Origin of the sequence: Mycetohabitans rhizoxinica HKI 454, assembly GCF_000198775.1 — a bacterium.
GTDB classification, from domain to species: domain Bacteria; phylum Pseudomonadota; class Gammaproteobacteria; order Burkholderiales; family Burkholderiaceae; genus Mycetohabitans; species Mycetohabitans rhizoxinica.
In genome coordinates this window covers 13,762-37,227 of sequence record NC_014722.1, presented here as the reverse complement: position 1 = coordinate 37,227, position 23,466 = coordinate 13,762, and the positions used below count along the sequence as shown (strand labels likewise).

Below are 23,466 nucleotides of genomic sequence, written 5' to 3'. Positions count from 1 at the left end.
GAATTTTGGAGTTCGAACAGTGCATCACGAACAACCTGGTGTCAGTTTCAATTTTCAAGAGGAAGCCCGTACGACGACACCGGCCGATACGACGGTGCCATTGTTTGCTGGCTATACGAAAAAAGATCCGGAGTCACAGGATCCAGAATTTAAGTGTCCAAAATCACCTGTTCTGCTAAATACATTTGAAGACTTTACGCAGGTTTTTGGTGGTTTTCCGTTATCTGGCAATCCATTGGTTCCGTTGACACAGGAAGCCGCTTTCTATTACACCGTGAGGCATTATTTTGATAACGGTGGTAGTGCATGCTATGGTGTTTCATTGGGAAGCTATACGGATTTGCCAGAAGGAGACGACTATTACGCACGGCAAGAAATTGCTGATTGCATCACCAGAATTGACTGGAATCATCTTCTTGAGCAGGCGCTAGATGCAACGCTACTAGCGGTGCCCGATATGGTGATGCTATCGGCACCCCGGTACTATCAGGCAAGCGACAGCGGCCGGTTGAGCAATCAAGAGGAACAGTCGGAAGATGTAGACCGTTGGATGTCGGTGTGGCAAAAGTTATTAAGCACAACCCAATCCCATCGGCAAGTTTTTGTCGTGCTCGATGCGCCGGACAATCCGAAGCTTGTGCGCCAGTGTTTGAATGGACTGGCTTCAATGGATGAGGCACAGCGGGCGCGCGGTGCGGTGTATTGGCCGCGTCTGCAAACGAACTATTACGTTGATTACGATGACGGACATCAGGGGATTCGACGCCAAATCGTCGTTCCACCCTCAGGCGCTGTGGTGGCGGCGATTGGTAAAATCGACCGCGATCGTGGTATTTGGAAAGCACCGGCCAATATTGAATTAACCCAAGTAATCCGGCCTAACTATCGGAACTGGCGTGATGTGTTGCTCTCTGAGCCGCCGTTATTCGATGAAAATAAAATCAGCATTAATCTGATTCGAAGCTTTGTTGGGCGCAGAGTGCGTGTATGGGGCTGCCGCACGTTGGTTGCCCCACCGTTTCCGGACCGGTGGCGCTACGTCCAGGTAAGGCGCACGCTGACCTATATCGAGACCACATTAACGAACATTGGCCGTTATACGATGTTCGAGCCGAATACCCCGATTACGTGGACGACGCTTAAAAGCTTGGCGCGTGCCTGGCTACGCGATCTATGGCTCGCGGGCGGACTGGCTGGGGCACAAGAAAGCGATGCGTTCCAGGTCTTGTTAGGACTTGGAGAGAGCATGACGACAGAAGATATTCGATCGGGCCGGTTAATTCTGATCGCGAAGCTTGCGATGCAATATCCGGCAGAATTTATCGAGCTGCGCGTGTTGTTTCAAACGAGCAGCGATGCTGTGCTAACGGAATCGACGGAGAAAGCGACATCATGAGCAGTGCAATATTATCAACTGCCGAGGCGATGGCTAAGGCGCCGATTACCGGTGATTTTTATATGCATAGCCACCGGTTTTTAGTCCAAGTCTTTGCTAAGACGAATTGGCGATTCACGGGTAATCTTCAAGCACTCAATGTACTACCAACGGTCGTTGATTTTCGTTTTCAACGCATTAGCGGACTGGGCCGGACAATCCAAACACAGATGTATCATCAAGGTGGTGATCCTATTAACCAGATTCACTTACCAAAGGAACTCACACAGGAGAATATTGTTTTGGAGCGCGGGGTCACGACATTATCGCCGTTGACGACAATGTTCATCGACACGATGCGTCAATTCAAAAGTCGGTACCTAGTGGTGGCCATCTTGTTGCTCGATTCATCGTCGTTGCCGCTGTGTAGTTGGATTTGCATGGACGCGTTGCCCGTGAAGCTGCAATGGGGTGAACTCGATGCCAATAGCAACACCGTCTTGCTTAATACGATGGAGCTTGCTTGCCGGGATGTGCAGTGGATGGGGTTGGTGGCATGATCGAGATTCATGAATTAATCATCGAGGCGCGCATCGGTACGCCAGGGACACGGAGTGTGCCGGTGACCGCATTGGGTACGGCTGCGTCGCCCATACCTCCTCGGGAAGCAGCGCCGTGTGAGGCGCGCTGGGTGGATGCGATTGTGCGGCAGGTCATTGAACGATTGCGTGATGAATGGCGCAGTGATGTTCACGGAGGTAGCGTATGAGCGGGAGCGATCAGTCACTGAAGAAATTGAAAATGACGCCCTATTTGCTGGACAAGGGGGGAGCGCTCAAGAACTTGGCAGGGCCTTTCGAAGTTTTGTATAACCCCGAGTCATTGACGATTGGGTATGGTGCGAATTTTCGGGAAGAGTCGCTGGCCGATAGCTCCAATACCCGTGTCAAATTTGGCGCGGTGACACCCAGCACGCTGGCGGTGGAGTTGATCCTAGACAGCAGTTTGCCAGACAGCAAAACAAGCGTCGATGAGCAGTTGTCTAGTCTGTACATCACGTTTTTTAGGATCAACGGTGCGGTGCGTACGCCCAACATTGTTAAGGTCGAATGGGGCAATTTTGGCTGGGCGGGGCAAATGAAGTTTACCGGCTGGATGACGAACATGACGGTGACATGCTCGCTCTTTGACCGCAGTGGCGCGCCTCAACGTGCCAACCTCTCGGTCCAGTTTCTTGAAGAGTTGGAGTTGGATATGGGAAGCAAGGGTGGCAGCGGCGGCAATGTGTCGCAGGGGGGCGGCCAAGGCGGTAGCAGTGGTAGTACGGGGCAAGTCAGTATGTTGTACGAGGGCGGGCCCGTTCCAGATGGTGCCACATTGGCTCATATTGCCGAGGGAGCGTGGTCTGTGCCGAGCCAAACGACGGCGAGCGATTATCTATCGTACGCCCGTGAAAATGATTTGGATAGCCTGGAGGCTTTGACACCCGGCCAATTTTTGCGTGTGCCTGGCTCTAGGGGGGCGTGATGGCGCTGCCCTTTGCGAGTAAAAAATTTGACATCCAGGTGCAAGGCCAGCCGCTGTCCAAGCTTGGTTTAACGGTGATTGAAGCGGAAGTTCAGTATACGGTCAACCGGATCCCAATGGCCCGGTTAACGTGCCGAGTGGATATAGAAGATCCAGCTAACAGCTGGGCATCGTTAAGCCAGATAGACAAAGCATGGCGGCCAGCCCATGCCGTCAAGATCAGCTACACGGATGAAACGGGCACGCGCGTTCCGATTTTTGATGGGATGGTTGCCAGGCCACTGAACCCAAGCTATGTGCAACGGCAACTAACGTGCCAGCTCGAGGTGGTCCATGAGTTGCAGAAAATGGCCAACAGCCACCGCAGTCAAGTGTTGACTCAAAAAGGCGAAAAGCTCACCGATGCCCAGGCTCTGCAAAAGCTGTTCAAGGAGCACGGCATCAAGGTGAAAAAAGTCGATGGCATGACAGTTTCGCACGCACAGCTGATCCAATGGTCTTGCTCGGACTGGGCCTGGTTGATGAGCCGGATTAGCGCGTATCCGGTCTGGTTGATCGGTGCTCCAGAACAATCGGTGTCGATCCTCAAACCGGATATTGGGCAAGCGCCCCAAGGCCTCGTCTTAAAAGCGGCGAAGCAGAATGCCGGGATCGAGTTACGTGACATGAAGTACCGGCGTGATAGCCGAAGACTACCGAGCCAATTGAGCGTGAATTATTGGGATGTCGCGCAGCAGAAAAGCCGGTCTGTGAAGGCGAAATCTCCGGCAGTCGGATCGGGCGTATTCAAGCCGCTCACCTATGCTGCGTCCGATGCGATGCACTGGACACTGAACGCAGGCTTGCCGCTTAGCGAGACGGAAGCGCAATCTTTCGCGGATGCCCGCTTGTTAGGTTGCCAACTGGCGGGTACCCAGGCGGAGTTCACGGTGGATTGGAGTGAAGCAACGGCTAAACTGGCACCTGGACAAACCTTAGAATTGTCAGGCTATGGCACTTTCGATGGCAAGGGGCTGATTGCCGAAGTGCGGCACCAATGGATCGGTGCTGGCCAAGGTAAGACGATCGTGACGACGGGCCGGCCTAACGCCGTGATCGGCCTTCAAGTACCTGAGATCGATGCGCCCTTGATGCCAAGGGTCCAAGGTATGGCACCCGGTGTGGTTGTGAAGCCTGGTCGTGAAAAGGACCCGACTGGTTGGGGGTGTATGGCGGTGCGTGTGCCGGGCCTGGGAGGCACACCAGGACAGGAGCCACCGGTCTGGGTGCGGCCCGGCATGGCCTATGCCAGCAAAGGCAGTGGCTTATGCTTGTATCCGGAAGCTGATGACGAGGTGATGCTGGCGTTTCTGAGTGACGATCCGCGTTTTCCAGTGATCGTCAGCGCTGTGCATAACCCGAAAAACAAGGCGCCGTTCGAGCCGAGCGAGAAAAACGAGCAGAAGGGCTTGGTGTTGGCGAAAGACGGCAAGACACAATTCCAATGGCTTTTTGACATCAAGGACGGTGGCACGCTTACGTTGGAAGCGCAGAAGACGGCATTGGTACTGTCTAAGGCAAGCCTGCGCTTGCATGGCGAAGAAGCGTTCGCGCTTGATGCGAAAAAAATCACGGTAGAAGCCAAAGAAGGTCTCACCCTTAAAAATGGTCAATCTGAAATGAAGATGGGCGGGACTTCCCTAAGCGCCAAATCGCAAACGCTTTCGCTGCAGGGCTCAGCCAAGGCTGACCTCAAAGGCGGCCAGGTCAACTTGGGTTAATCGTATGAATGGAGGACAGGATGGCGAACGGACCTCAGAATCAGCTTGGATGCGGCTGGAAGTTTCCGGTGCAGTTCGAATGTGTCTCCGGTAAGCCAAAAGCAGCGCAAGTGATGATGTCACGCGATGCGGACAATATCAAAGAAAGTTTGCAGGTACTGTTTAGTACGCAGCCCTACGAACGGGTCATGCGCGCAGGCTATGGGTGTGATTTACAAGCCTTTGTGTTTGAGAACATCAGCGATGGGCTACGCACCGAAATTCGCCAGATGATCAGTGACGCGGTTCAAACCTACGAGCCCCGGGGCACGCTGGTCTCAATTGATTTCAGACCGGACAGCAATTCGCCGTGGACGCTCAATATCGACATTGCTTACCGGATTCCCTTGAACAATACGGTGCAGCATGTCGGTGGTAGGCTGAATTTCGGCAGTCCACAGGGAGGGTGGCTTGCACAATGAGCAGCCGGATAAATAGAACGTTCTCTTACGATCAGCATAAAAAAATTTATTATGGCAGCGAAGAAGACATTATCGCCTCAAGAGTCGTTCATACTGGATCAACGCGATTTGGCATGGCACTTAGAGACTTGGCGAGACTATGCAGCTTTGCTGCCATTTGATGATCCGTTTGCCAAGCCGGGCAGCTTTGAGAAAGACGATGAGTCGTGGAAGAAGTTTTTTTTCCCGTCCGATGAAGCCGGTGATTCAGTCGACCCCGTCGCGGCCTTACTTAAGGCGGTAGCTCAGCCCAATGGTTTGCTGCCTTCCCAGCAAGCCTTTCTGGTCGCATTTTTAGCCTCGCTCAACGTGCCGCGAGACCTGTTTAACACGATACCGGCTCGGCATCGCGCGCTTTATTACCGGGACGAGCTTAGTGTGCGGGAAAAGCCTGCTGTGCCGGATCAGGTGATGCTGTCATTTACGCCAAGCCAGCCAAGCTTGATGTTGCCGGCCGGTGAACGGTTCAGTGCGGGCCAGGATAGTGCAGGAACACCATTGGAATATCGGCTGGATGAGGATGTGTGGGTGAATCAGGCGATGCTCACGGACGTGTGCTGGTATCAGTCGGAAAACCATAACGATAACCCTCAAATCCAACATCCTGCCACGAAGCGGGTGGTGCTTGATACGCTTGGTCAGTCTGCCACGGTGTGGCCAAACGAAGGGGTGCGGCTATTTAGTTACGATCCTCAAAGGGACCAGACCGTGGTGCGCGGGCGCGTGGTTGCTTCGCCGGTGCTGGCTGTCGCGCAAGGGGAGCGCGAGATTGAGGTGATGTTTGATGGTGTCGGTGGCCTGATGGAAGGAGACCAGAATCTCAGTGCATGGATGAGCGGGGAGAAAGGTTGGGTTCCCCTAAAGAGGCTTCCCATCATCGGTATGCCGCCTGATGCCTGGAAGGCGGTGTTTGTATTACAGGCCGATCAGGGCGCCATAGCGGTGCCCGCGGGGTTGGATGGTTTTAACGATCCCGTGCCGTTGCTCAAGATAACGTGTCCATTGGCTGATATTCCACGTGTTAAGCAGATTAACGTTACGGTGCACAACTCCACCCAGGTGATGATGGCGACCGATGACAGTGTGGCAGAAACAGGTAAAAAGAGCACGCCATTCGGGGAATTTCCCTCATTGGGCAGTAGCTTGTATTTGATGTCGCCTGACTGGTGCAACAAGCCGGATTGTACGCTAACCATCACACTGAATCCGGCGTGGACGGGATTGCCCACGCAGAACTTCCACGATTGGTACCAATGGGACAGCGTGGGCGGCCAGAATGGAGAGTCTGGTTACGCCATTTACGGCGGTGGCGTACCCGCGAATAATCAGGCGTTCACGGTCAAAATGACGGTGGCAAATGGTCAATCAGACGGTGAAACGGTCCCGTTATACGACAATCAATCGTCGGGAGACGCTCCGCCGCCGATAGGCGCCTTGTTAACCTTTAACGAGATTGAGACACTCACCGCCCCCATCATTGAAAGTACCGATCCGCACGACTGGAAACAGTATCTTCGTTTCGAATTGACGGGCCAGGACTTTGGGCATGCCGCTTATCAGAATTCACTCGTCGCGCCGCAATATAAGAAGACGCCTACGATTATCGAACTCCATCCTCCGTATACGCCTCGGTGGACATCGTTATTCGTGTTGTATGAGTTATCGACAACAAGCCAGCCTACCCGGCACTCGCTCTCGCCTCCGTCTGAATCGGGTTGCGCCATTGCTTCGCCGGTGCTGGCCGTTGCGGGCGGGCAGCGTATGATCGAAGTGATGTTTGATGCCTCTATCGGAGCAAGAGAGGGCCTGAGTGCATGGGTGAGCGGAGAGAACAGAAGTTGGATTCCCTTGCAGAACTCTGAGGAGATCGATGATGATAAAAAGGCTTCGTTTGTATTACAGGCCAGTCAAGGCGCAATAGCGTTGCCCGCAGGGTTGGATGGCTTTAATGATTCTATGCCGTTGCTCAAGATGATGCATTCGTCGGCTGGGATTCCAGGCGTTACGCAGATCAACGTAACCGTGCTCAATTCTCCCCACGTGCTCATGGCGACCGATGGCGGTGTGACGGAAATAGATAAAGAAAACAAGCCATTCGGTGATTCCCCTGTATTGGACAGCAGCTTTTATTTGATGTCGCCGGACTGGTGCAACAAGCCGGATTGTAAGCTGACAATCACGCTAAATCCAAGTTGGATGGGATTGCCTACGCAGAGTTTCCAGAGTTGGTATGAATGGGACAGCGTTGATGGTCAAGATGAGAAGTTTGGCTATGCCATTTATGGCGGTCGCGTACCCGAGAATAATCAGGTTTTCACGGTCGAAATGACCGTGGCGAGCCGTCAACCGGCAATGACGAGCAATTTATCAGATGACGGTAGACTTCCGCTATTTGAAGACAAATCCCCGGGAAACGCTTCGCCACCGATCGGCGCTTCGTTAGCCTTTAACGCGATTGATGCGCTGACCGCCACGATCATCGGGGATACCGATCCGCGCCATTGGGACCAGTACCTTCGTTTCAAACTGACAGGCCAAGACTTTGAGCATGCCGTCTATCAAAGTTCTCAGAATGCACCGCTCTATAAGAAGACGCCTACGATTATCCGGCTTCATCCCCCGTATACGCCGCAGTGGGCCTCGTTGTCCGTGTCGTACAAACTATCGACGGCTGCACTCGACACCCAATACCGACTTACGCCATTTGGTCATTGTGCGGACGATGCGCCAATGGCCCGCGAGTTGGGCCAGCCAGCGCGTCAATTAATGCTGGGCTTCTCGGGGATACAGCCGGGGCAAGATTTGGCGCTGTACTGGAAAGTACGAGCGGCCAATCCCGATGTGCTGTTGTCTTGGGACTATCTTTCCCAGGACAAGGATAAGAAGAGCTGCTGGCAAACGCTGGACATGCAGGTGCATGATAAAACAGGAAAATTGTCAATGTCCGGCTTATGGCGGACAACGTTGCCGCACGATGCGAGCCACCAAGACCCGGCCATGCCCGCAGGGCGCTATTGGGTACGCGCACAGTTCAAGCCGCCTGCCCAACATGAGCACGATGGGGAGCAGGGTGGTTTTGCGGTCAGTGACGATGCGGTGCGACCTTCTGATTTTCCGTGGCTGTTAGGCCTGAACGTCAATTGCATGACGGCTACGCTTGTCAATGTTGAGCATATTGCCGCAGATCATCTGACCACGCCCCTGCCTGCTGATACGGTCACGCGCAGTGTCGAGCCCATCGAAGGTCTGCAAACTATCACACAACCCTGGCCTTCCGAGGGCGGCCAACCCGTGGAAGAAACAGGGAGATTTTATCAACGAATTGCCCAGTGCCTGCATCACCGCGGCCGTGCATTGACATGGGGCGATATCCGGCAATTGCTCACGGAGCGTTATACGGAAATTCATGACGTACGAGAGGCTGCCCCCCGCGTGCAAGACAAAGATGATCCGAACGCTCATCCTTTAATTCAGCGCCTGGTCGTCATTCCAACGCCTGATCAATCCGATAGCGGTGACCGGTTGCGTCCTGCATTCAATGCGTCGCGGCTGAAGCAGATGAAGCAATTTATTCTCGACAGAGCGACGCTATGGCTTAACCTTGAAATCGGCAATCCAGCTTATCGCGATGTCCCGGTCGCCTATACAATCGACTTTACTGCGAGCACGAATCCTGATCAGGGCTATCGGCAAGTGGCACAGGCGCTCAGCGCCCAGTATATGCCTTGGGCCAACGGCTCCAGTCCGGGTGAAGTTCGTACAGGCGTAACACTCGACTACTATGCGATGCTTGCTTTCATCGAACGTTTGCCGATTGTGATGCGGGTAAAAAGCCTATTGCTCGATGGGCAAGCGCGAACCGTTGAGGCAAACGGTCTAGAGGCGCTGGTACTCACGTTTGGCGAACGTACGTCAACGCTTTTTGGTCAACCGCAGCAGGTGAAGCTCCCGGCAGACTATACTCTGGTTGGCAATCGCGTACGCGTTAGCCATGACGGTCAGTATCTGGCGGTCGATGTGACTAAGTCGCCTGACACGCCGGCCATTGCCATTTATGGACCAGACAGCCAATGGCGCCACATTGACCTAGTTGCTGGTCAGACGGTCATATTTGAGTTGACTGGGCCGCATGCCTGTCCTGGAATTGCGTATCTTCGCGGTACCGCCGTGCAGTTTGATCTGCTCAATAACCAGCCGTTTGGCATTGGCCCAAGCTTCGAGGTGGGCATAGAAAAAGGCACCGTGACGGATCTTAGCGTTGAGGGCAACGGGCAGTTCATCGCTGTGGCTCAGGAAGAAGGGTGTCTTCGTTTCTGGACACTCAATAACAATACATATCAGGAAGGACAGAGGAGCCCGGTAACGCTGCCGGATGGGAACGGTCGCCCGATTGATCTCAATGGCGGCGGAACGCTTCCCTTAGTCGCAAACTACAAGGATGATACGGTCGTTTATGTGTACTCGGACGTGATCCATCATCCTGACAAGCTTGTCCCACTGGAAAGTGCTTCAAGTACTGTATCCACTCTCAGCCGGAACGCGCAGGTGATCGCGTGCGCGTATCAAACGGATATCACTATTAATCAGATACAAAACGGCATCTGGCAACGTGCCGGTAAGGGCATCTCATTGGCCCAGCCGGTGACCAGCGTGAGTCTGAGCGATACTGGCTATGTTCTGGCCGCCGGCACTGCTGATGGTAAGCAGGTTGAAATTTGGATCGGTGTGAATGGTCCCGATCCTACCTTGTTGCAAACGCTTGAGGCGGAAACAGGATTCGGCACAAGTGTGAGCTTAAGTGGCAATGGCTTAATGCTTGCGATGGGCGGCGAGCAAGACTCGATCCTATTGTATCGCCGGACAGCAGAGTCAATATGAGCCCGCTGTTGATTCGACGGCACACACCGTCTACGCGCCAGGGAACAGGCACTTTTATCGGCTGGGGCTTATCGCATGGATGACGCTGAACAGGAATACGACGCGATTCACTTTGATAGCCTGTGGGCCACGGCATTGGACACGTTGCGTACGCTCGCCGGTCAACAATGGACCGAGTTTGGCGAGCACGATCCAGGTGTAACGTTCTTGCAGGCGCTCACCTATAACGTGGCCGATCTAGCCTATCGGCACACGCATCCGCTCAAGGATCTGCTGACGCTCAATCCCGCGGATGTGCAACGGCGTGAAGAAAAAAATCGGAAGCGAATTTTTCCATTGACGTTCGGTCCAGATTGGGCACTAACATGCTCACCGGTCACGGAAAACGACTATCGGCGCGCGATTCTGGATTTGCGCTCGGATGAGGCAACGCAGGCCGAAGCCCTATCGCAGGGCTTTTATTTTATGGATGCGCAGTTGGTACGAGAGCCTTTCGATCTCAAACAAATATATAGCTATCGGTACGATGAAAACAATCGCCGTTTCCGATTCGATTTCAATCTGCCTTYCAATCATTCGCAACTGGAGACCAATCAATTCTGTTTGTTAGGCGGATACCACTTGTATGTGGCGAAGCAGCGCGGCATCGATGAAGAAGAAGCGAAGGAGGCCTTGCAAACGTGTCTGAAAAACAATCGTAATCTGTGTGAGCAGGTGCGCAGGATCATCTGGCTCGAGCCCCAAGATGTGGACGTGCAAATCGATATCGAACTCGACGATGAGTGGCAGGATCCGGTCAAGACAATGGCCGCCCTTTATCAACAGGTCGATGCTTGCATCAGTTCACCGACGATGCGCACGGGGGCGCGGCAGCTCATCGAGCAAGGCATTCCGGCGGAGGCTGTCTACGATGGCCCACGATTACAGAACGGTTGGATCACCTCAATACCCGTTCCCGTTGACTACACACAGTCCCGTGTCGTCGATATTAGTGGACTTGCTCAGTCATTACTGGCGCTTGCCGGGGTCGATAGGATGATGAAGCTGCAAATCGGCGATATACCGTCCTGGACAATGATGATTGACCCGGCATGTTATCCGGTCGCCTGGGGGGACGATCCGATTGCTTCGTTAACCGGTAATACCGGTGAGTCACCTAAAGTCCGCTTATTTAAGCGAGGCGAACTACAAACTATTGACCCAGACGCTCTCAAACAAGCGATCCAAGATGCGCAGCCCTCCATCGTCACGGACACACCGACGGGTGTGCCGATTGGCCGTTGGCGTGGCAATACTTACGCACCGGCGAGCAACCGCATCCCGCCATGCTACGGTTTGCAGGATGGATATTAAGCACCAAGGGGTTGGATGAAAAAAATCGTCTGCAGCGCCAATACCAATTCTTTTTGCCATTCGAGCAGTGGATCGCAAACGGCATAGCGCAAGCGGCCAATGTTGCCAAATTATTGGCATTCGACCGGTACACCTTGAAGCAAGCTTCGCCAGGGAACGTATGGGGATATCAGTGGCCCTATTTGCCGGATTCTCGCTTGAATGACTTGTTCGATCACTGGAAAAAGGACCTAACCGATTGTATGGTTGAGCGTTCGGAGGATGGGGCCAAAGAACTCGCGATTATCGACTATCTGCTGGGGTATTTTGGGGTTCAGCAAGGTTTAGGCGTGTTGCGCGATAAGGCGCGGTTTCGTGAATTTATTCAGCTTCAGCAAGGTTACCTCGAACATTTTTGTACGCTGACCTACAATCGTGCCAATGTCCAGATCGGTCAGATCTCCGATCTTCAAAAGCGAATTGCCGCTCGATTGGGCATCGGCGCGGAACTCTTTGCGCTGACTCGCGGCGACAAGCTGAACAATCTGCCGTTTTACTTGATCGAATATTGGCTATTGTTACCGCCGCAAACCAGAAAATCCATTCAGTTGGGACCTGCGTCTAACGCAGTCATTGAATTTTTAGACGAACAGGAAACGGAGAAAAAAGCACTAGCTCTGAGCTTTATAAAGGGAGCAGATGTTCCCGAAATCGGACAAATTTTCAAAATGACTGTGGCAGGCGGTTCTCCACCGCCCGACGTTAGTGCTTATCCTTGGGCGGTTGTTTCGAATGTAAAGGATGACGGAGGGTCTATTACGCTATCGTTCGATCTGCAGCACAATAACCAGCTGTATGTCGATGCCGAATACATTTTGGATGGTGTATCCAATAAAGCGTGGCAGTTGTCTTGCGAGACATTGAGCGAATGGATGTGGGGCGTAGACTATCCACTCGTCTATGCTGCTGATCAATCTGGTTTACTCGATAATCAGCGAAAGCGTTGCCAAATTGCCTCCAGCGCTACAGCGATACAGATCGGAGACACGATCGCTATTCCATCTAATCCAAACATTCCCGGTGATTCAATCAAAGTGGTTGTTGAGCAGGTGAACATATCGCAGGGCACCTTTGTAGCGAAATGCGGCAATGGCGCCCAGTGGCCAGGAACCAACGGAGATGGCAAAACACTTCGGCGCTGCTACGTCGAGCGTTCGTTACCCTTGACAGACCAGTTTTCGTTTAGCATCGGCGTCGTGTTGAATCGCGATAACGATTGGTTCTCTCCGTCTTCTAAACCCAGCGACGTTATTGAGTGGGTCGAGCAGGTTGTGCGGGATGAAGTTCCGTGTCATATCCAATCGACTGTCCACTGGTTGAACCGTAGCGCGTTCCGTTCCTTTGGACATGCGTACAATGGTTGGCAAAATAGCGGTTGTCCGTTTGGCAATGAGGCGTACCAGCTGCTAGAGCTCTTGTCACTGAGCCGCTTGCCGGATCAACCGGCTGGCATTGGCACGCTCTCTCTCTATAAAACAGATGGAGATGTGCATCTTAATCCTGATGGGACTTATCAAGACGAAGAGGCCATTAAGAAAAATGAAGTGATGTATATTTTAACGGATAAACAGTACTAGACACCATGCGATATTTGAGCGCGACGCTGCTGATATTACCGGCGAGGAGCTTATGACGCTGCAAGAAGCCATGCGCCGAATATTGGACGCCCGTTTGGAAGTTAAAATTGCCGATTTGAAAAAGCGCTTCGGGACCGGTAGAAAACCGAGCGAAGGCGATTATGTCCTCTTGTTCAACGTGCTCGAGGCATTGTGTGATGCGCTGGACATGGCGCAAGATCTGACGAAAGTTGTGCCGGGTAATGGGCTGCGGTTGGAACAAGACCGTCTTGCGCTGAATCTGGAGGCGCAGGGCGGGTTGAAAATCAACGCATCTGCGCCGTATCTGTTTGCCGATTTCGACGGTGGCACATGTTTAGCGGCCGATGACAACGGTATCTATGTTAAATGCCGCCCCGTGCTTCATGATGGCGAAGGTTCCCTGTCTGTGCAGGCGGGGTTTGGCGTGAGAGTCGAAACGGTCGGTGGTGTCGAAAAAGTGGTGCCGCAAGGCGTGAATCAACCCGTGGGCGGTATTCGGGCTACGGAGGACGGCTTAAGGGTGGAGGCAGCCGGTAGCGGGCTTACTATCGAAGAGGGGCTGGCGTTGATGTGCGGCAAAGGCATGAGCGCCGAGCAGGGGCTGCAGATCGTGCTGGCTAAGAGTACAGCGTTAGCGCTCGATGCCGATGGTCTGCGTGTGTGTACAGGCAAAGGCAATGCGCTGCAGATTGACGAGAACGGTCAATTGACGCTTAATCCAAAAGTCTCAGTGAGTACTTTTGAAAAGATGTCATTCGCCGAGCGTCAAGAGATATGGAAGCTTTTAGAAGCGACCGCTCAACCCGCTGCGATCGGTAAACTGCGTATTTTGAGCCAGTCTGAAGATGTGCATTTGAATGGCATTCTCAATGATCAGGAAAAAATTGAACTGGCCAAAGTTTATTTTGTGCCAGCTGCTTCAGAGCAACCGGTTCAGGCAGTCACGGGTGATTTGGCATCGGTCATTGTGCAACTCAAGGAGGCATTTCAGACAGAAAAGTTACCGTGTCCCGAACATTACGTGTCATGGTTCAATGTGCTCGAAGCGTTGTTTGACGCGCTGGGCATGACACAGGATTTAACGAAAGTCGTACCAGGTGATGGACTGCGATTGGAACAAGACCGTCTTGCGCTGAATCTGGATAAGAAAAGCGGGTTGAGTATCGATCAAAAATCATGCCTGACGGTCCATCTTGACGACAGCACATGCTTAGTGGCTGATGACAAAGGGATCGATGTGAAGTGCCACCCCGTGCTCCATGATGGCCAAGGCTGCCTGGCTGTGCAAACGGGGCGCGGCGTGACGGTAGAAAAGGTGGGCGGTGCCGAAAAAGTGGTGCCAAGCAATTGGCAAAGCAAGAATCAACCTGTGGGTGGTCTTCAAGCCACGGCGCAGGGTTTAACGGTGGCGGTGGCTAGCGGGCTTACGGCCCGCGGGGGGCTGGCAGTGGTTTGCGGTGGCGGTGTGAATGTTCAGGACGGGCTGCACGTCGCGCTGGCTCAGGACACAGCGTTGGCGCTCGATGAAAGCGGACTCCATGTGCATACAGCCGAAGGCAACGCGCTGCGACTGAACGGCAGCGGTCAATTGACGTTCGATCCGGGCGCTTTGGTCTCGGTTGAAACGTTTGAAAAAATGCCGCTCGCCCAGCGTCAAGAAATATGGCGGATTTTAGTGAGAGCAGGTCAAGAAAAAGAGGATGAGTTGACATGAATTCAGACGATGAAAACGGTATGCCGCAGAATACGCTCGTTCGGAATAGCCCGCTGAGAGACCGGATTGCAGAGCTGAAAGGCTATTTTCAAGCGGGGCAGGTCCCGACTGAAGCTGACTTTTCCGAACTATTAGACCTGTTGCAAGAAGCCTGTCAAGCAGTTGGGGCAGTGGATCGTAATCCGGGAGCGGGTTTGCAGCTGTCCCCGCCGTCGACAAACTTGGACGGTCCGTTGAAGCTGAGCGTCAAGTGTGACGGCCGGACAACTGAGCTAGGCGCCGAGCAAGAGGGGTCAAAGGCACTGAAACTGAAAACGAACCCGGACGGCGCGTTACAGGTTTCTGATGATGGAAAGCTTCAGCTTGTTTTCAGTTCGGAGTTGGAGGGAGAAGGTTTGCTTCAGATCCAAACGGGGCCAGGACTGGAGATTATGAGGAGCATGGGCAAAGAAACTCTTGCGATGAAGTTGCAAGAGGATAAAGGTTTGAGGTTTGACAGCACAAACGGAGACAGCGTGCTGATCCATTGCGGGCCTGCCATCAAGATCGATAATGGGCCACTTGAGGTTGTGCTGGGTGAAGGATTGCAGTGGAATGATCAAGATAAAAATCTCGAACTCAATCTGGCAAAAGATAGTGGTTTGATTTTTAATGGTGACAATGCTGTCGATTTGCTGATTAATCCAGAAGAAGATAACGTGATAGAGAAGATAGAAGAGAATGGCCAAAATACTCTGCGTGTAAAGAAAGATACGTTGCTTTGTGATGTTGACACATTTAGAAAACTTGATAAGGATACAGAAGGTCGCCTGATCCTAAAGGATATTTATCAGCTTTTATGCAAAGCTGCACAGGACGATACATGATAAATCCGGATAAACAAGAGCGCTGCACGTAGTGGAAAAGGCGGTAAAGTGCTACTTTCAATTCTTAACGGAAAAATAGGGCGATTCGATGAAAGTTGATGAAAACGTTAAATTTAGATAGCGGAGTAGAATCTTCGTATCAAAGCGTGGAATCAGCGGGACTCGATCGAATGGTGAGTAATGGAATCGAATAAAAACCCTGATGCGGAAAAAGAGGTCAATGAAGAGGGCTCCGCTGTAGAGGATCCATGGTCGCTGCCAAAGCTGAAATCGTGCTTTGAAGCCAAACATGTTCCACGACAGGAGCACTTCGATGCCATTTTGGATGGACTGTCGAAATGTTTTAAGGCCATTGGTATCGATTCAGAGGGAAAGCCAGAGTTGCCGGAGAATGGGTTATATTTGAATAAATTGCCCAACGATAACTATCAATTATCTGTGTACTTGGATGAAAAACGGTCAATGACCAGCAAGACAGGTAGTGTGGCTGTCAAGGTAGACCAAAATCGGAGAATCGGCTCGAATGATAAAGGTTTAAAATGTATTTTTAAAGACGAGTTGAAGGGCGAAAAAAATAAAAGCGGTGTGACGATGCTTGCTTTGCAGGCGGGCTATGGAATTGAGGTGACAAAGGTTAGTGTGGGTGGTGATAATAAAAGAGTCCAACTAAAAATCAAGAGCAAAGACGCATTAGTCTTGGATAAAAAAGAAGGGCTGGGATTGAAGTGCAAGGAGAATAGTGGGTTCAAGCTCGATTCTACCTTGCAACTAGATATATTTGAAGGAAAGGGGCTGGTCATCCCGGATGAGGGAAATAATCAAAATAAATTCAGTGTCCAGCTTGATAAGATAAGGGGCGTAAAATTTAATGGCGGATTAAGTCTGAATCTCGATGCCGAGAGTCATTTTGAAGACATTTCGAAAGGGCTTTGTTTAAAGCAAAGCGATATATTTTCAAAAGAGGTTTTTGAGGATCTCGGAAAGGAGTCGTTAAAAAAAATATACAATTTACTTCGTTCTGTTTTTGATGAAAATGGTGTGCCTTTTGGGTCTAAAGTTAAAGATTTTTTATGGGCGGATGCCGTTTGTGGTCGTTACGATAATTATCGCTCGAATGTCGGTTGGTTTTCTGTTTTGACTCGTAATGAGGATAGCAAAAAAAATTCGTTAATGTTTTTGGATCAGGAGGAAAGAAAGGATATTGGGGAAATTGTGGGGAATTCGATTGTTGTTTTGGATAATAAATTGGTTGGTATTGGCGTATGCGAAGAAGAACCTGTGTTTTACAGTGTAGATATCAGTACTACACGCTATAGGGATGAAAAAATTAAACTTGAACCGAAATCTTGTCCAGAAACTTGTTTTCGTGGGCCATTGTGCTTTAGTTCGGATGGGAGTCGAGTAATTTTTTTGGATGGCGACAAAAAAGATGTCAGTGTATATTATTTTAGTGATGCTGCTGATGATGATGGTGGTGGCGATAATGAAGGTGATGGTGACGTAAAGAAAGAATACGAAAAAAGTAACGATTTTTCTTCTAATGATGGTCTTCCTCCCTCTGTTGTTCCAACTTGTGTGACGTTAAGTGGAAATGGAAAATTTGCAGCGGTGGGAGATAAAGAGAAAATATATTTCTTCAAAGAGGAAAGCGGAAAGAATTGGACTAAAGAGGAGCACGAATGTGAGTTGCCTCATTCTGGGCTAGCCATCGGTGAAAATGCAGATTACTTCGCCGCGATAGAGGAAAATACCATTGGAATTTATCGAATTAAACGGGGAAATTCTGCTATTCAGTCTATTGATAAAGTGCAAACGCTTAATTATTCCGCGCGGTCCATCTCGATGAAAGTAATCGAGAATTTGGAAGAAAAAAAAGAACAGTACCTTGTTGCAATCAAAGCAGCCAATGACGAGTCCTCGCCTTTGGGGATGGTTTTCAAAGGGTCGGTCATCGTATGACGTCATCCGTTCGATGATTAGGTCATGCACCTGAAAGGGGGCCGTATGAGCTGGCTGAATGGCAAACTGTCCCACTTCTCGAGAGGCTTATGTTAGAAACTCAACTACAAACTGATGAGGCCGTTCAAGACACCGCGGCAACAGCGCTTGCGCCCTTTGTCTCGACGTATGACCGCTTGCCGTACACTTCGTATCCGTTCGAGCAGACACACCCAGGAGCACTGGCTGCGCTGGCAGGACTGTTTGGACTTGCCGCGCCGCCAGTGCGTACCGCGCGGATTCTGGAGCTGGGTTGCGCGGCTGGCGGAAATTTGATTCCGCTCGCCGCTGAATTTCCTGAGTCGGTGTGTGTGGGTATCGATTTGTCGCCGGTCCAAATTGAGGATGGGCAACAACGCATTGTCCACTCGGGGCTGCGCAATGTACGCCTCGAGCGCCGCGACTTGCTCGAGCTTCCTGGCACATTGGGCCTATTCGATTACATTATTTGTCACGGTGTCTACAGCTGGGTGCCGCCCGCGGTACGCGCGGCGATTATGCAAATTTGTCAACAGCATTTGGCACCCGACGGAATCGCGTACGTTAGCTATAACGTGCTGCCGGGTTGGCGGCAGCGGCAGGCGATTCGGGATGCGTTATTGTGGCACATTTCAGCGGACGCGGAGCCAGCCCAGCAGCTCGAGCAGTTGCGTGCAATGCTGAGTTTTTTACGAACGCATGCGTCGTCTGATTCGATGTATGGCTCGGCAGTATGTGCCATCATCGACGATTTGGCGCAGCGCTCAGATCCGTATTTGATGCATGAATATCTGGCTGCCACCAACGCACCGTGCTTATTCAGCGAATTCGTGCAGGCAGCCAAAGGGCTGGTGTTCCTGTGCGAGGCGCGCTTAACCACTATGCTGCCGGAGTTGAGCGCTCCCGAGCGGGCGGCCGCGATCCGAGCGTGGACGGGCGATCGCTTACTTGCGAATGAGCAGATGAGTGATCTCGTCTCGGGTCGCCCGTTTCGCGAAAGCTTGCTCGTGCATGATCATCGGACGATTGAGCGCACATTGCGGGCTACGCATATGGATAAGCTGCACGTCGTTTTGTGCGGGTCTTACCGGTTCGAGCAGGAGAATGACGCTTGGGTGTTGCATGCTCCTCAAGGTCAATACCGGACGTCCGATCCTATTGTGCAGGCGGCTTTGAAGACGCTTATCTTACGGTATCCGGCTTCGAGTACGTTGGATGAATTGAGCGCGGCTGCGGTGGGACCTGGCATTTCAGAGCCCGTTCGAGCGGCGATACGTGACGCGCTGTTTTACCTCGTGGTGGGCGGGCTCGCGATCGCGCGCACGGAACCGGTGTGCGCACAATCTGCGAGCACACTGGAATGCGCGGCGCTGGAGGATAAACTGGATAGGACATTTTGCTGTGCCAGTGCACTGGCGCGCAGCGATGCCGCAGCCGGCGCGCGGGCCACGGCGAACCTGCTTCACCGGCCTGTGCAGCTTACAGCCATTGATATCCTTCTGTTACCCCGCTTGACGGGGGACATGTCGATCGCTGCGCTACTCACAGCACTGTCGGGTGCTGTGGAAGAAGGGCTGCTTACGTTTGCTGAGCACGGTGATGTGTCGCTGCGTGAACTGCTCATCGCACGTTTGCGGCATTATGCGCGGGCGGCATTGCTGGTCGCACAGGCAAACGACGAACCAGGCGGCCACTGGCAGGATGCCGAGCACGGCCAGGTGCGAGCGATGACCTTATCAGGGGAGGCGTCAAGTACAGCTGGGCAATCGATTAATGAAGCGATTGTCTCGTTCAGTCCGCCAGAAAATTGACTGGAGAGCAGCCGTGTCCAAGATTGACCGACTGCGCTTATCGTTCAAGGCTGAGCAATTTGATGGTCACGCGTTGCTGCGTGAATGCAGCCAGTTGTTTCACCAGCGTGTGCTTGCTGATCTCGATCAGCTCATCCATCGTTTAGCGAAGCGAGCCTCCCGTCCCAGACTCATCAAACGGCTGGTGATTGATCTGGGTGTGTTGGATGCGTCCGACTGGAAAGAGCAATGGCGAACGCGCTTGCTGCAGCGAGTGGAGCAGGCGCTTATCGAGGAATTGGCACGTGCTGAGCAGGGCAGGGCCAATGAAGATTCGACAACACCGCATGATGGGTTTCAGGCGTGGATTCGCTGGCTGCACACGGGCGTTGGGACGGCGCCAGATGCACCGTCTCTTTCCGCGATGATGAATCTTCAGGCACATCCAGCGATGCCGGCAGCACCTGTGACGCAGCTCACCGAGAGCGCTATGCGCACTGTACGAACTCGGCTGCAACAATGGTTGCAAGCGAACCCGGTATTGCACCCAGCAGTGCGTCACCGGTTGGCGCAGCTGTGTGCGATACCGGCGCTACAGGATATTTGGGTTGCCTATGAGGCTCAGCACCCCGAACCGGCTAAGCTGGATAGCCTGGCCCGTGCGGTACAAGGCATTCCGCTCACCACATACTCCCCGGACGCTATTGCAGGGTCCAATCGGCCGGCTCCGGAGGCGGTGCCCGTGCAGCAAGGTAACCTCTGGCCAGATGCCTCCATGCGCGCACCGGATATGGCCTATCGGATGAACCCCGCGATTGTGCCGAACGAACCCGCTGGCTTCAGCGCTGGTTTTGGGCTGCTCTGGCCGTTGTTGCCGGGCGTGTTTCGTGCGCTTGAACGCAATAAACCGGCGGCGGATACTGATAATGCATTGCTGTGGGCTGCGTTGGAGACTTCTCAGTCACCTCCGGCAATGCCGACATCCTCCGCAATGCAGATCACCGAGAAAGCCATACGTACCGCGCGAACCCGTCTGCAGCGGTGGCTACAAGCGAAGCCGGTGTTGCGCCCAGCAGTGCGTCATCGGTTGGCGCAGCTGTGTGCGATACCGGCGTTACAGGATATCTGGGCTGCTTATGAGGCTCAGCACCCTGAACCGGCTAAGCTGGAGAGCCTGCCTCGTACGGTACAAGACATTCCGCTCACCACATACTTTTCGGACGCTATTGCAGGGTCCAATCGGCCGGTTCCGGAAGCAGTGCCCGCGCAGCAAGCTACCATCTGGCCAGATGCATCCGTGCGCGCACCGGATATACCCTATCGGATAAACCCCGCGATCATGCCGAGCGAGCCCGCTGGTTTCAGCACTGGTTTTGGGCTGCTCTGGCCGCTGTTGCCGGGCGTGTTTCGCACGCTTGAGCGCAATAAACCGGTGGCGGATACTGATGACGCATTGTTGTGGGCTGCGTTGGAGTCTTTTCAGTCACATCCGGCAATGCCGACATCCTCCGCAATGCAGGTCACCGAGAAGGCCATACGTACCGCGCGAACCCGTCTGCAGCGGTGGTTACAAGTGAACCCGGTATTGCACCCAGCAGTGCGCCACCGGTTGGCGCAGTTGTGTGCGATACCGGCGCTACAGGATATCTGGGCTGCTTATGAGGCTCAGTACCTCGAACCGGCTAAAGCGGATAGCCTAGCCCGTGTGGCGCAAGACATTCCATCTGCCACAGATCTACCGGATGCTATCGCAGGATCCAATCGGTCGGCTCCAGAGGCGGTGCCCGCACAACGTACTGTTCGACCAGATGCATCTGTGCCACCAGATACTCCCGATCGTATAAACAGAAGCCGTGACCGGAGCACCGCGTTCTTACTAGCCGAGCTTGCCGTCTTAAGCGCGGGTCTCGTGCTGCTGTGGCCGATGTTGCCAGGCTTGTTTCGCACGCTTGCGCTGCTCGATGATACCAATCACTTTATCGATGCCAGCGCACCATTGATTGCTGCGGGTTGGCTTGATGAACTGGCTTGGGGGGATGACACGGTCGCCGAGTGGCGCACACCGGTTAATAAACTACTGTGCGGTGTGGCACTGGACGCTATGTTACCCGATTGGCAGCCTGATCCAACGGTGAGGGCGCAACTGAACGGCTGGCTCGCGGCGTTGCCATCTCGCCTGCCGGGGTTGCACCGCTGCGGTGTGACTGATGTGCGGCAATTGTTCCTGCAACGTCCCGGCATACTGACGCGTCAGCCCAATAAGCGTTGGACGCTGCAGGTTGAACCACATGCGGCTGACGTGCTATTACACGCGATTCCGTGGCCATTTGAGCAGGTGTGGCTGCCATGGTGTAACGACTCGTTCTGCGTGGAGTGGCGCAGATGAAGAGTCAGTGCCTACCGCACTCGTCGTGCTGAAGATGAGCGTGGTAGGCACTACGGACTACTCGCTCCCTTCCCACTTAAAGGTGGTACTGGCGGCGAGCGTGGTTTGCAAGGGATTTTGCTCGTCATACCCGCTTTTGAAGTAGCCGAGCGTATATTCGATGCCATTCTCAATGTTTTGACCTTCAAGGAGGGCGAACACACCGTTCCCCTTGTTGGTGTGGATTGGCACCGGCGAGAAGCATCGAGGTCTTTTGTAGTACAGCTCAGACACCGTAGAACCTTCCCATAGTCCGATCCAATCGTTGTCGTCCTTCGGATTCATTCCTCTCGGCACGCAGAGCCGGTACGATAACGATGCCGGGCCAATCTGAGTTACCGAAAACGATAGGCTATCCGTGGGAAAAGATACCGAGAATCGACCGTCGCCCACACCTTCGATGAGCAGCGTGGCGACAATGGCCTTGACGTTATCATCCACCGCATAGGCCATTAAGTACGGCTCTTTACTCAACGAAAGCCCCGTAAAGTTGGTCGAGGCGTTAGGTTCGTTGCGACTGATGGACTGCGATCTGAAAGGCGTGATTTTGACGAGAACGTCCTCTCCTTTCGTTTGCCAGAGATAGACAGTATTTTTGTTTGTCTTCGGCTGGTTCCCCGGCAGGGTGTCATAGCGAAAAGGGATGATTCTCGGCTTGATGTCCTCCGCTTCGACAGTGAACTGAGTGATCGAAGTTGCTTGGGAGGAGGGCTCGTCCATCGTTTTTCCCTCTTAGTTTGAGAAAAAGGAGCGCTTACGTTTGACTGACTTGGCGCAGCTGAACTCAGGCGCGGGCGCTCGCCGGGCCCTTCATCATCCGCCCAGGTGCTGCCCCGCGGTTATGGGCCGGTAAAGATGGTAACGGCGGCGAGCGTGGTTTGCAAGGGGTCTTCCTTACCTCCTCCTTGATTGTTCTTATCCTCTTCTTTACTTTCCACTGCTTGTTCGTCCTTCTTATCTTCTTCCTTACTGCCCCCTTCTTTATCGATTTTCTTATCTTTCTTATATCCGCTCTTGAAGTAACCAAGGATGTATTCAATACCGCTCATGAGGTTTTGGCCTTCAGGCAGCGTCAGTCCACCGTACCCGCTGTTGATGTCGCTTAACACCGGTGAGGAGAATAGGGGTTTTTTGTAGTAGAGTTCCGAAACCGTAGAACCTTCCCACAGTCCGACCCAATCGCCATCGTCCTTCGGACTCATTCCTCTCGGCACGCAAAATTGATAACACAATGATGTCGAGCCGACCTGGGCCACTGAGAACGCCAGCTTATCTTCTGGGAGGGATACGTCAAATCGGCCGTCACCCACGCCCTTGATGAGTAGTGTGGTCACAACGGCGTTCACGCTATTCGCTACCGCGTAGGCCATCAAATACGAGTCTTTAGCCAGCGAGAGCTCGTCGAAGTTGATGAGATTATCAGCCCGATTAGAATCGATGAGCATCGATTTTCGCTGCGGGTCTTCATGGAAGGGAACCTCTTCTCCATTTGTTTGCCAAAGGTAAACGATATTCTTATTTGCCTTCGGCTGGTTCCCAGGCAGCGTGTCATAACGAAAGGGTATGATTGTTGACTTGATGTCTTCCGGCTCGACAGTGATTGAAGTGAGCTGAGAGTGGAACCTACCTGGGCTTATTATCATATCGCCTCCTAGTTTAAGGCC

At 52.9% G+C, this 23,466-nt stretch carries 15 protein-coding genes; 13 read left to right on the top strand and 2 right to left on the bottom strand.

Translation table 11 applies throughout. The features are described from left to right. Nucleotides 1–19 precede the first annotated feature (19 nt). The 13 genes from RBRH_RS00120 (at nt 20) to RBRH_RS00055 (ending at nt 21,763) form a co-directional block, all read left to right on the top strand. Entirely contained in the window at nt 20–1,396 is a 1,377-nt protein-coding gene (locus RBRH_RS00120; RefSeq protein ID WP_049786318.1) for a phage tail sheath family protein, read from the top strand. Continuing rightward, nucleotides 1,393–1,935 (top strand): phage tail protein, encoded by a 543-nt coding sequence (locus tag RBRH_RS00115; RefSeq protein WP_013433790.1) that lies wholly within the window; start codon nt 1,393–1,395, stop codon nt 1,933–1,935. Before RBRH_RS00120 ends, RBRH_RS00115 begins: the two co-directional genes overlap by 4 nt. Before the next feature lie 205 nt (nt 1,936–2,140). After that, complete coding sequence (locus RBRH_RS00105) at nt 2,141–2,902, top strand: CIS tube protein (RefSeq protein WP_013433788.1); 762 nt, start codon at nt 2,141–2,143, stop codon at nt 2,900–2,902. Continuing rightward, nucleotides 2,902–4,662 (top strand): phage baseplate assembly protein V, encoded by a 1,761-nt coding sequence (locus RBRH_RS00100; RefSeq protein ID WP_041752905.1) that lies wholly within the window; start codon nt 2,902–2,904, stop codon nt 4,660–4,662. Before RBRH_RS00105 ends, RBRH_RS00100 begins: the two co-directional genes overlap by 1 nt. Before the next feature lie 20 nt (nt 4,663–4,682). Then, nucleotides 4,683–5,123: a GPW/gp25 family protein gene (locus RBRH_RS00095; protein ID WP_049786317.1), complete on the top strand. Its 441-nt coding sequence runs from the start codon at nt 4,683–4,685 to the stop codon at nt 5,121–5,123. Nucleotides 5,124–5,174: 51 nt separating this feature from the next. Beyond that, on the top strand, nt 5,175–10,040 hold the full coding sequence (locus RBRH_RS00090; RefSeq protein ID WP_013433785.1) for a WD40 repeat domain-containing protein: 4,866 nt from the start codon (nt 5,175–5,177) through the stop codon (nt 10,038–10,040). A 207-nt stretch (nt 10,041–10,247) separates the two neighbouring features. Then, nucleotides 10,248–11,393, top strand: a complete 1,146-nt coding sequence (locus RBRH_RS00085; protein WP_157864292.1) for a hypothetical protein — start codon at nt 10,248–10,250, stop codon at nt 11,391–11,393. Then, complete coding sequence (locus RBRH_RS00080) at nt 11,321–13,009, top strand: hypothetical protein (protein WP_013433783.1); 1,689 nt, start codon at nt 11,321–11,323, stop codon at nt 13,007–13,009. The genes RBRH_RS00085 and RBRH_RS00080 overlap by 73 nt, the downstream gene beginning before the upstream one ends. Before the next feature lie 52 nt (nt 13,010–13,061). Beyond that, nucleotides 13,062–14,744, top strand: a complete 1,683-nt coding sequence (locus RBRH_RS00075; protein WP_013433782.1) for a hypothetical protein — start codon at nt 13,062–13,064, stop codon at nt 14,742–14,744. Next, nucleotides 14,741–15,610: a hypothetical protein gene (locus tag RBRH_RS00070; protein WP_013433781.1), complete on the top strand. Its 870-nt coding sequence runs from the start codon at nt 14,741–14,743 to the stop codon at nt 15,608–15,610. The genes RBRH_RS00075 and RBRH_RS00070 overlap by 4 nt, the downstream gene beginning before the upstream one ends. Before the next feature lie 180 nt (nt 15,611–15,790). Further along, entirely contained in the window at nt 15,791–17,569 is a 1,779-nt protein-coding gene (locus RBRH_RS00065) for a hypothetical protein (protein ID WP_013433780.1), read from the top strand. An 89-nt stretch (nt 17,570–17,658) separates the two neighbouring features. Further along, nucleotides 17,659–19,398, top strand: a complete 1,740-nt coding sequence (locus RBRH_RS00060; protein ID WP_013433779.1) for a methyltransferase regulatory domain-containing protein — start codon at nt 17,659–17,661, stop codon at nt 19,396–19,398. Between the two features lie 13 nt (nt 19,399–19,411). Continuing rightward, nucleotides 19,412–21,763: a contractile injection system tape measure protein gene (locus RBRH_RS00055; RefSeq protein ID WP_041752902.1), complete on the top strand. Its 2,352-nt coding sequence runs from the start codon at nt 19,412–19,414 to the stop codon at nt 21,761–21,763. Nucleotides 21,764–21,820: 57 nt separating this feature from the next. Here RBRH_RS00055 and RBRH_RS00050 read toward each other — a convergent pair whose 3' ends face one another. Further along, nucleotides 21,821–22,522, bottom strand: a complete 702-nt coding sequence (locus RBRH_RS00050; RefSeq protein WP_013433777.1) for a hypothetical protein — start codon at nt 22,520–22,522, stop codon at nt 21,821–21,823. A gap of 119 nt (nt 22,523–22,641) precedes the next feature. Further along, nucleotides 22,642–23,445 (bottom strand): hypothetical protein, encoded by an 804-nt coding sequence (locus tag RBRH_RS00045; RefSeq protein ID WP_013433776.1) that lies wholly within the window; start codon nt 23,443–23,445, stop codon nt 22,642–22,644. Nucleotides 23,446–23,466 lie beyond the last annotated feature (21 nt).

What these genes read in the sequence shown, in the direction of transcription:
- RBRH_RS00115 (WP_013433790.1), top strand. Translation starts at nt 1,393, where the DNA reads ATGAGCAGTGCAATATTATCAACTGCCGAGGCGATGGCTAAGGCGCCG.
- RBRH_RS00105 (WP_013433788.1), top strand. Translation starts at nt 2,141, where the DNA reads ATGAGCGGGAGCGATCAGTCACTGAAGAAATTGAAAATGACGCCCTAT.
- RBRH_RS00100 (WP_041752905.1), top strand. Translation starts at nt 2,902, where the DNA reads ATGGCGCTGCCCTTTGCGAGTAAAAAATTTGACATCCAGGTGCAAGGC.
- RBRH_RS00095 (WP_049786317.1), top strand. Translation starts at nt 4,683, where the DNA reads ATGGCGAACGGACCTCAGAATCAGCTTGGATGCGGCTGGAAGTTTCCG.
- RBRH_RS00090 (WP_013433785.1), top strand. Translation starts at nt 5,175, where the DNA reads ATGGCAGCGAAGAAGACATTATCGCCTCAAGAGTCGTTCATACTGGAT.
- RBRH_RS00075 (WP_013433782.1), top strand. Translation starts at nt 13,062, where the DNA reads ATGACGCTGCAAGAAGCCATGCGCCGAATATTGGACGCCCGTTTGGAA.
- RBRH_RS00070 (WP_013433781.1), top strand. Translation starts at nt 14,741, where the DNA reads ATGAATTCAGACGATGAAAACGGTATGCCGCAGAATACGCTCGTTCGG.
- RBRH_RS00065 (WP_013433780.1), top strand. Translation starts at nt 15,791, where the DNA reads ATGGAATCGAATAAAAACCCTGATGCGGAAAAAGAGGTCAATGAAGAG.
- RBRH_RS00060 (WP_013433779.1), top strand. Translation starts at nt 17,659, where the DNA reads ATGTTAGAAACTCAACTACAAACTGATGAGGCCGTTCAAGACACCGCG.
- RBRH_RS00050 (WP_013433777.1), bottom strand. Translation starts at nt 22,522, where the DNA reads ATGGACGAGCCCTCCTCCCAAGCAACTTCGATCACTCAGTTCACTGTC.
- RBRH_RS00045 (WP_013433776.1), bottom strand. Translation starts at nt 23,445, where the DNA reads ATGATAATAAGCCCAGGTAGGTTCCACTCTCAGCTCACTTCAATCACT.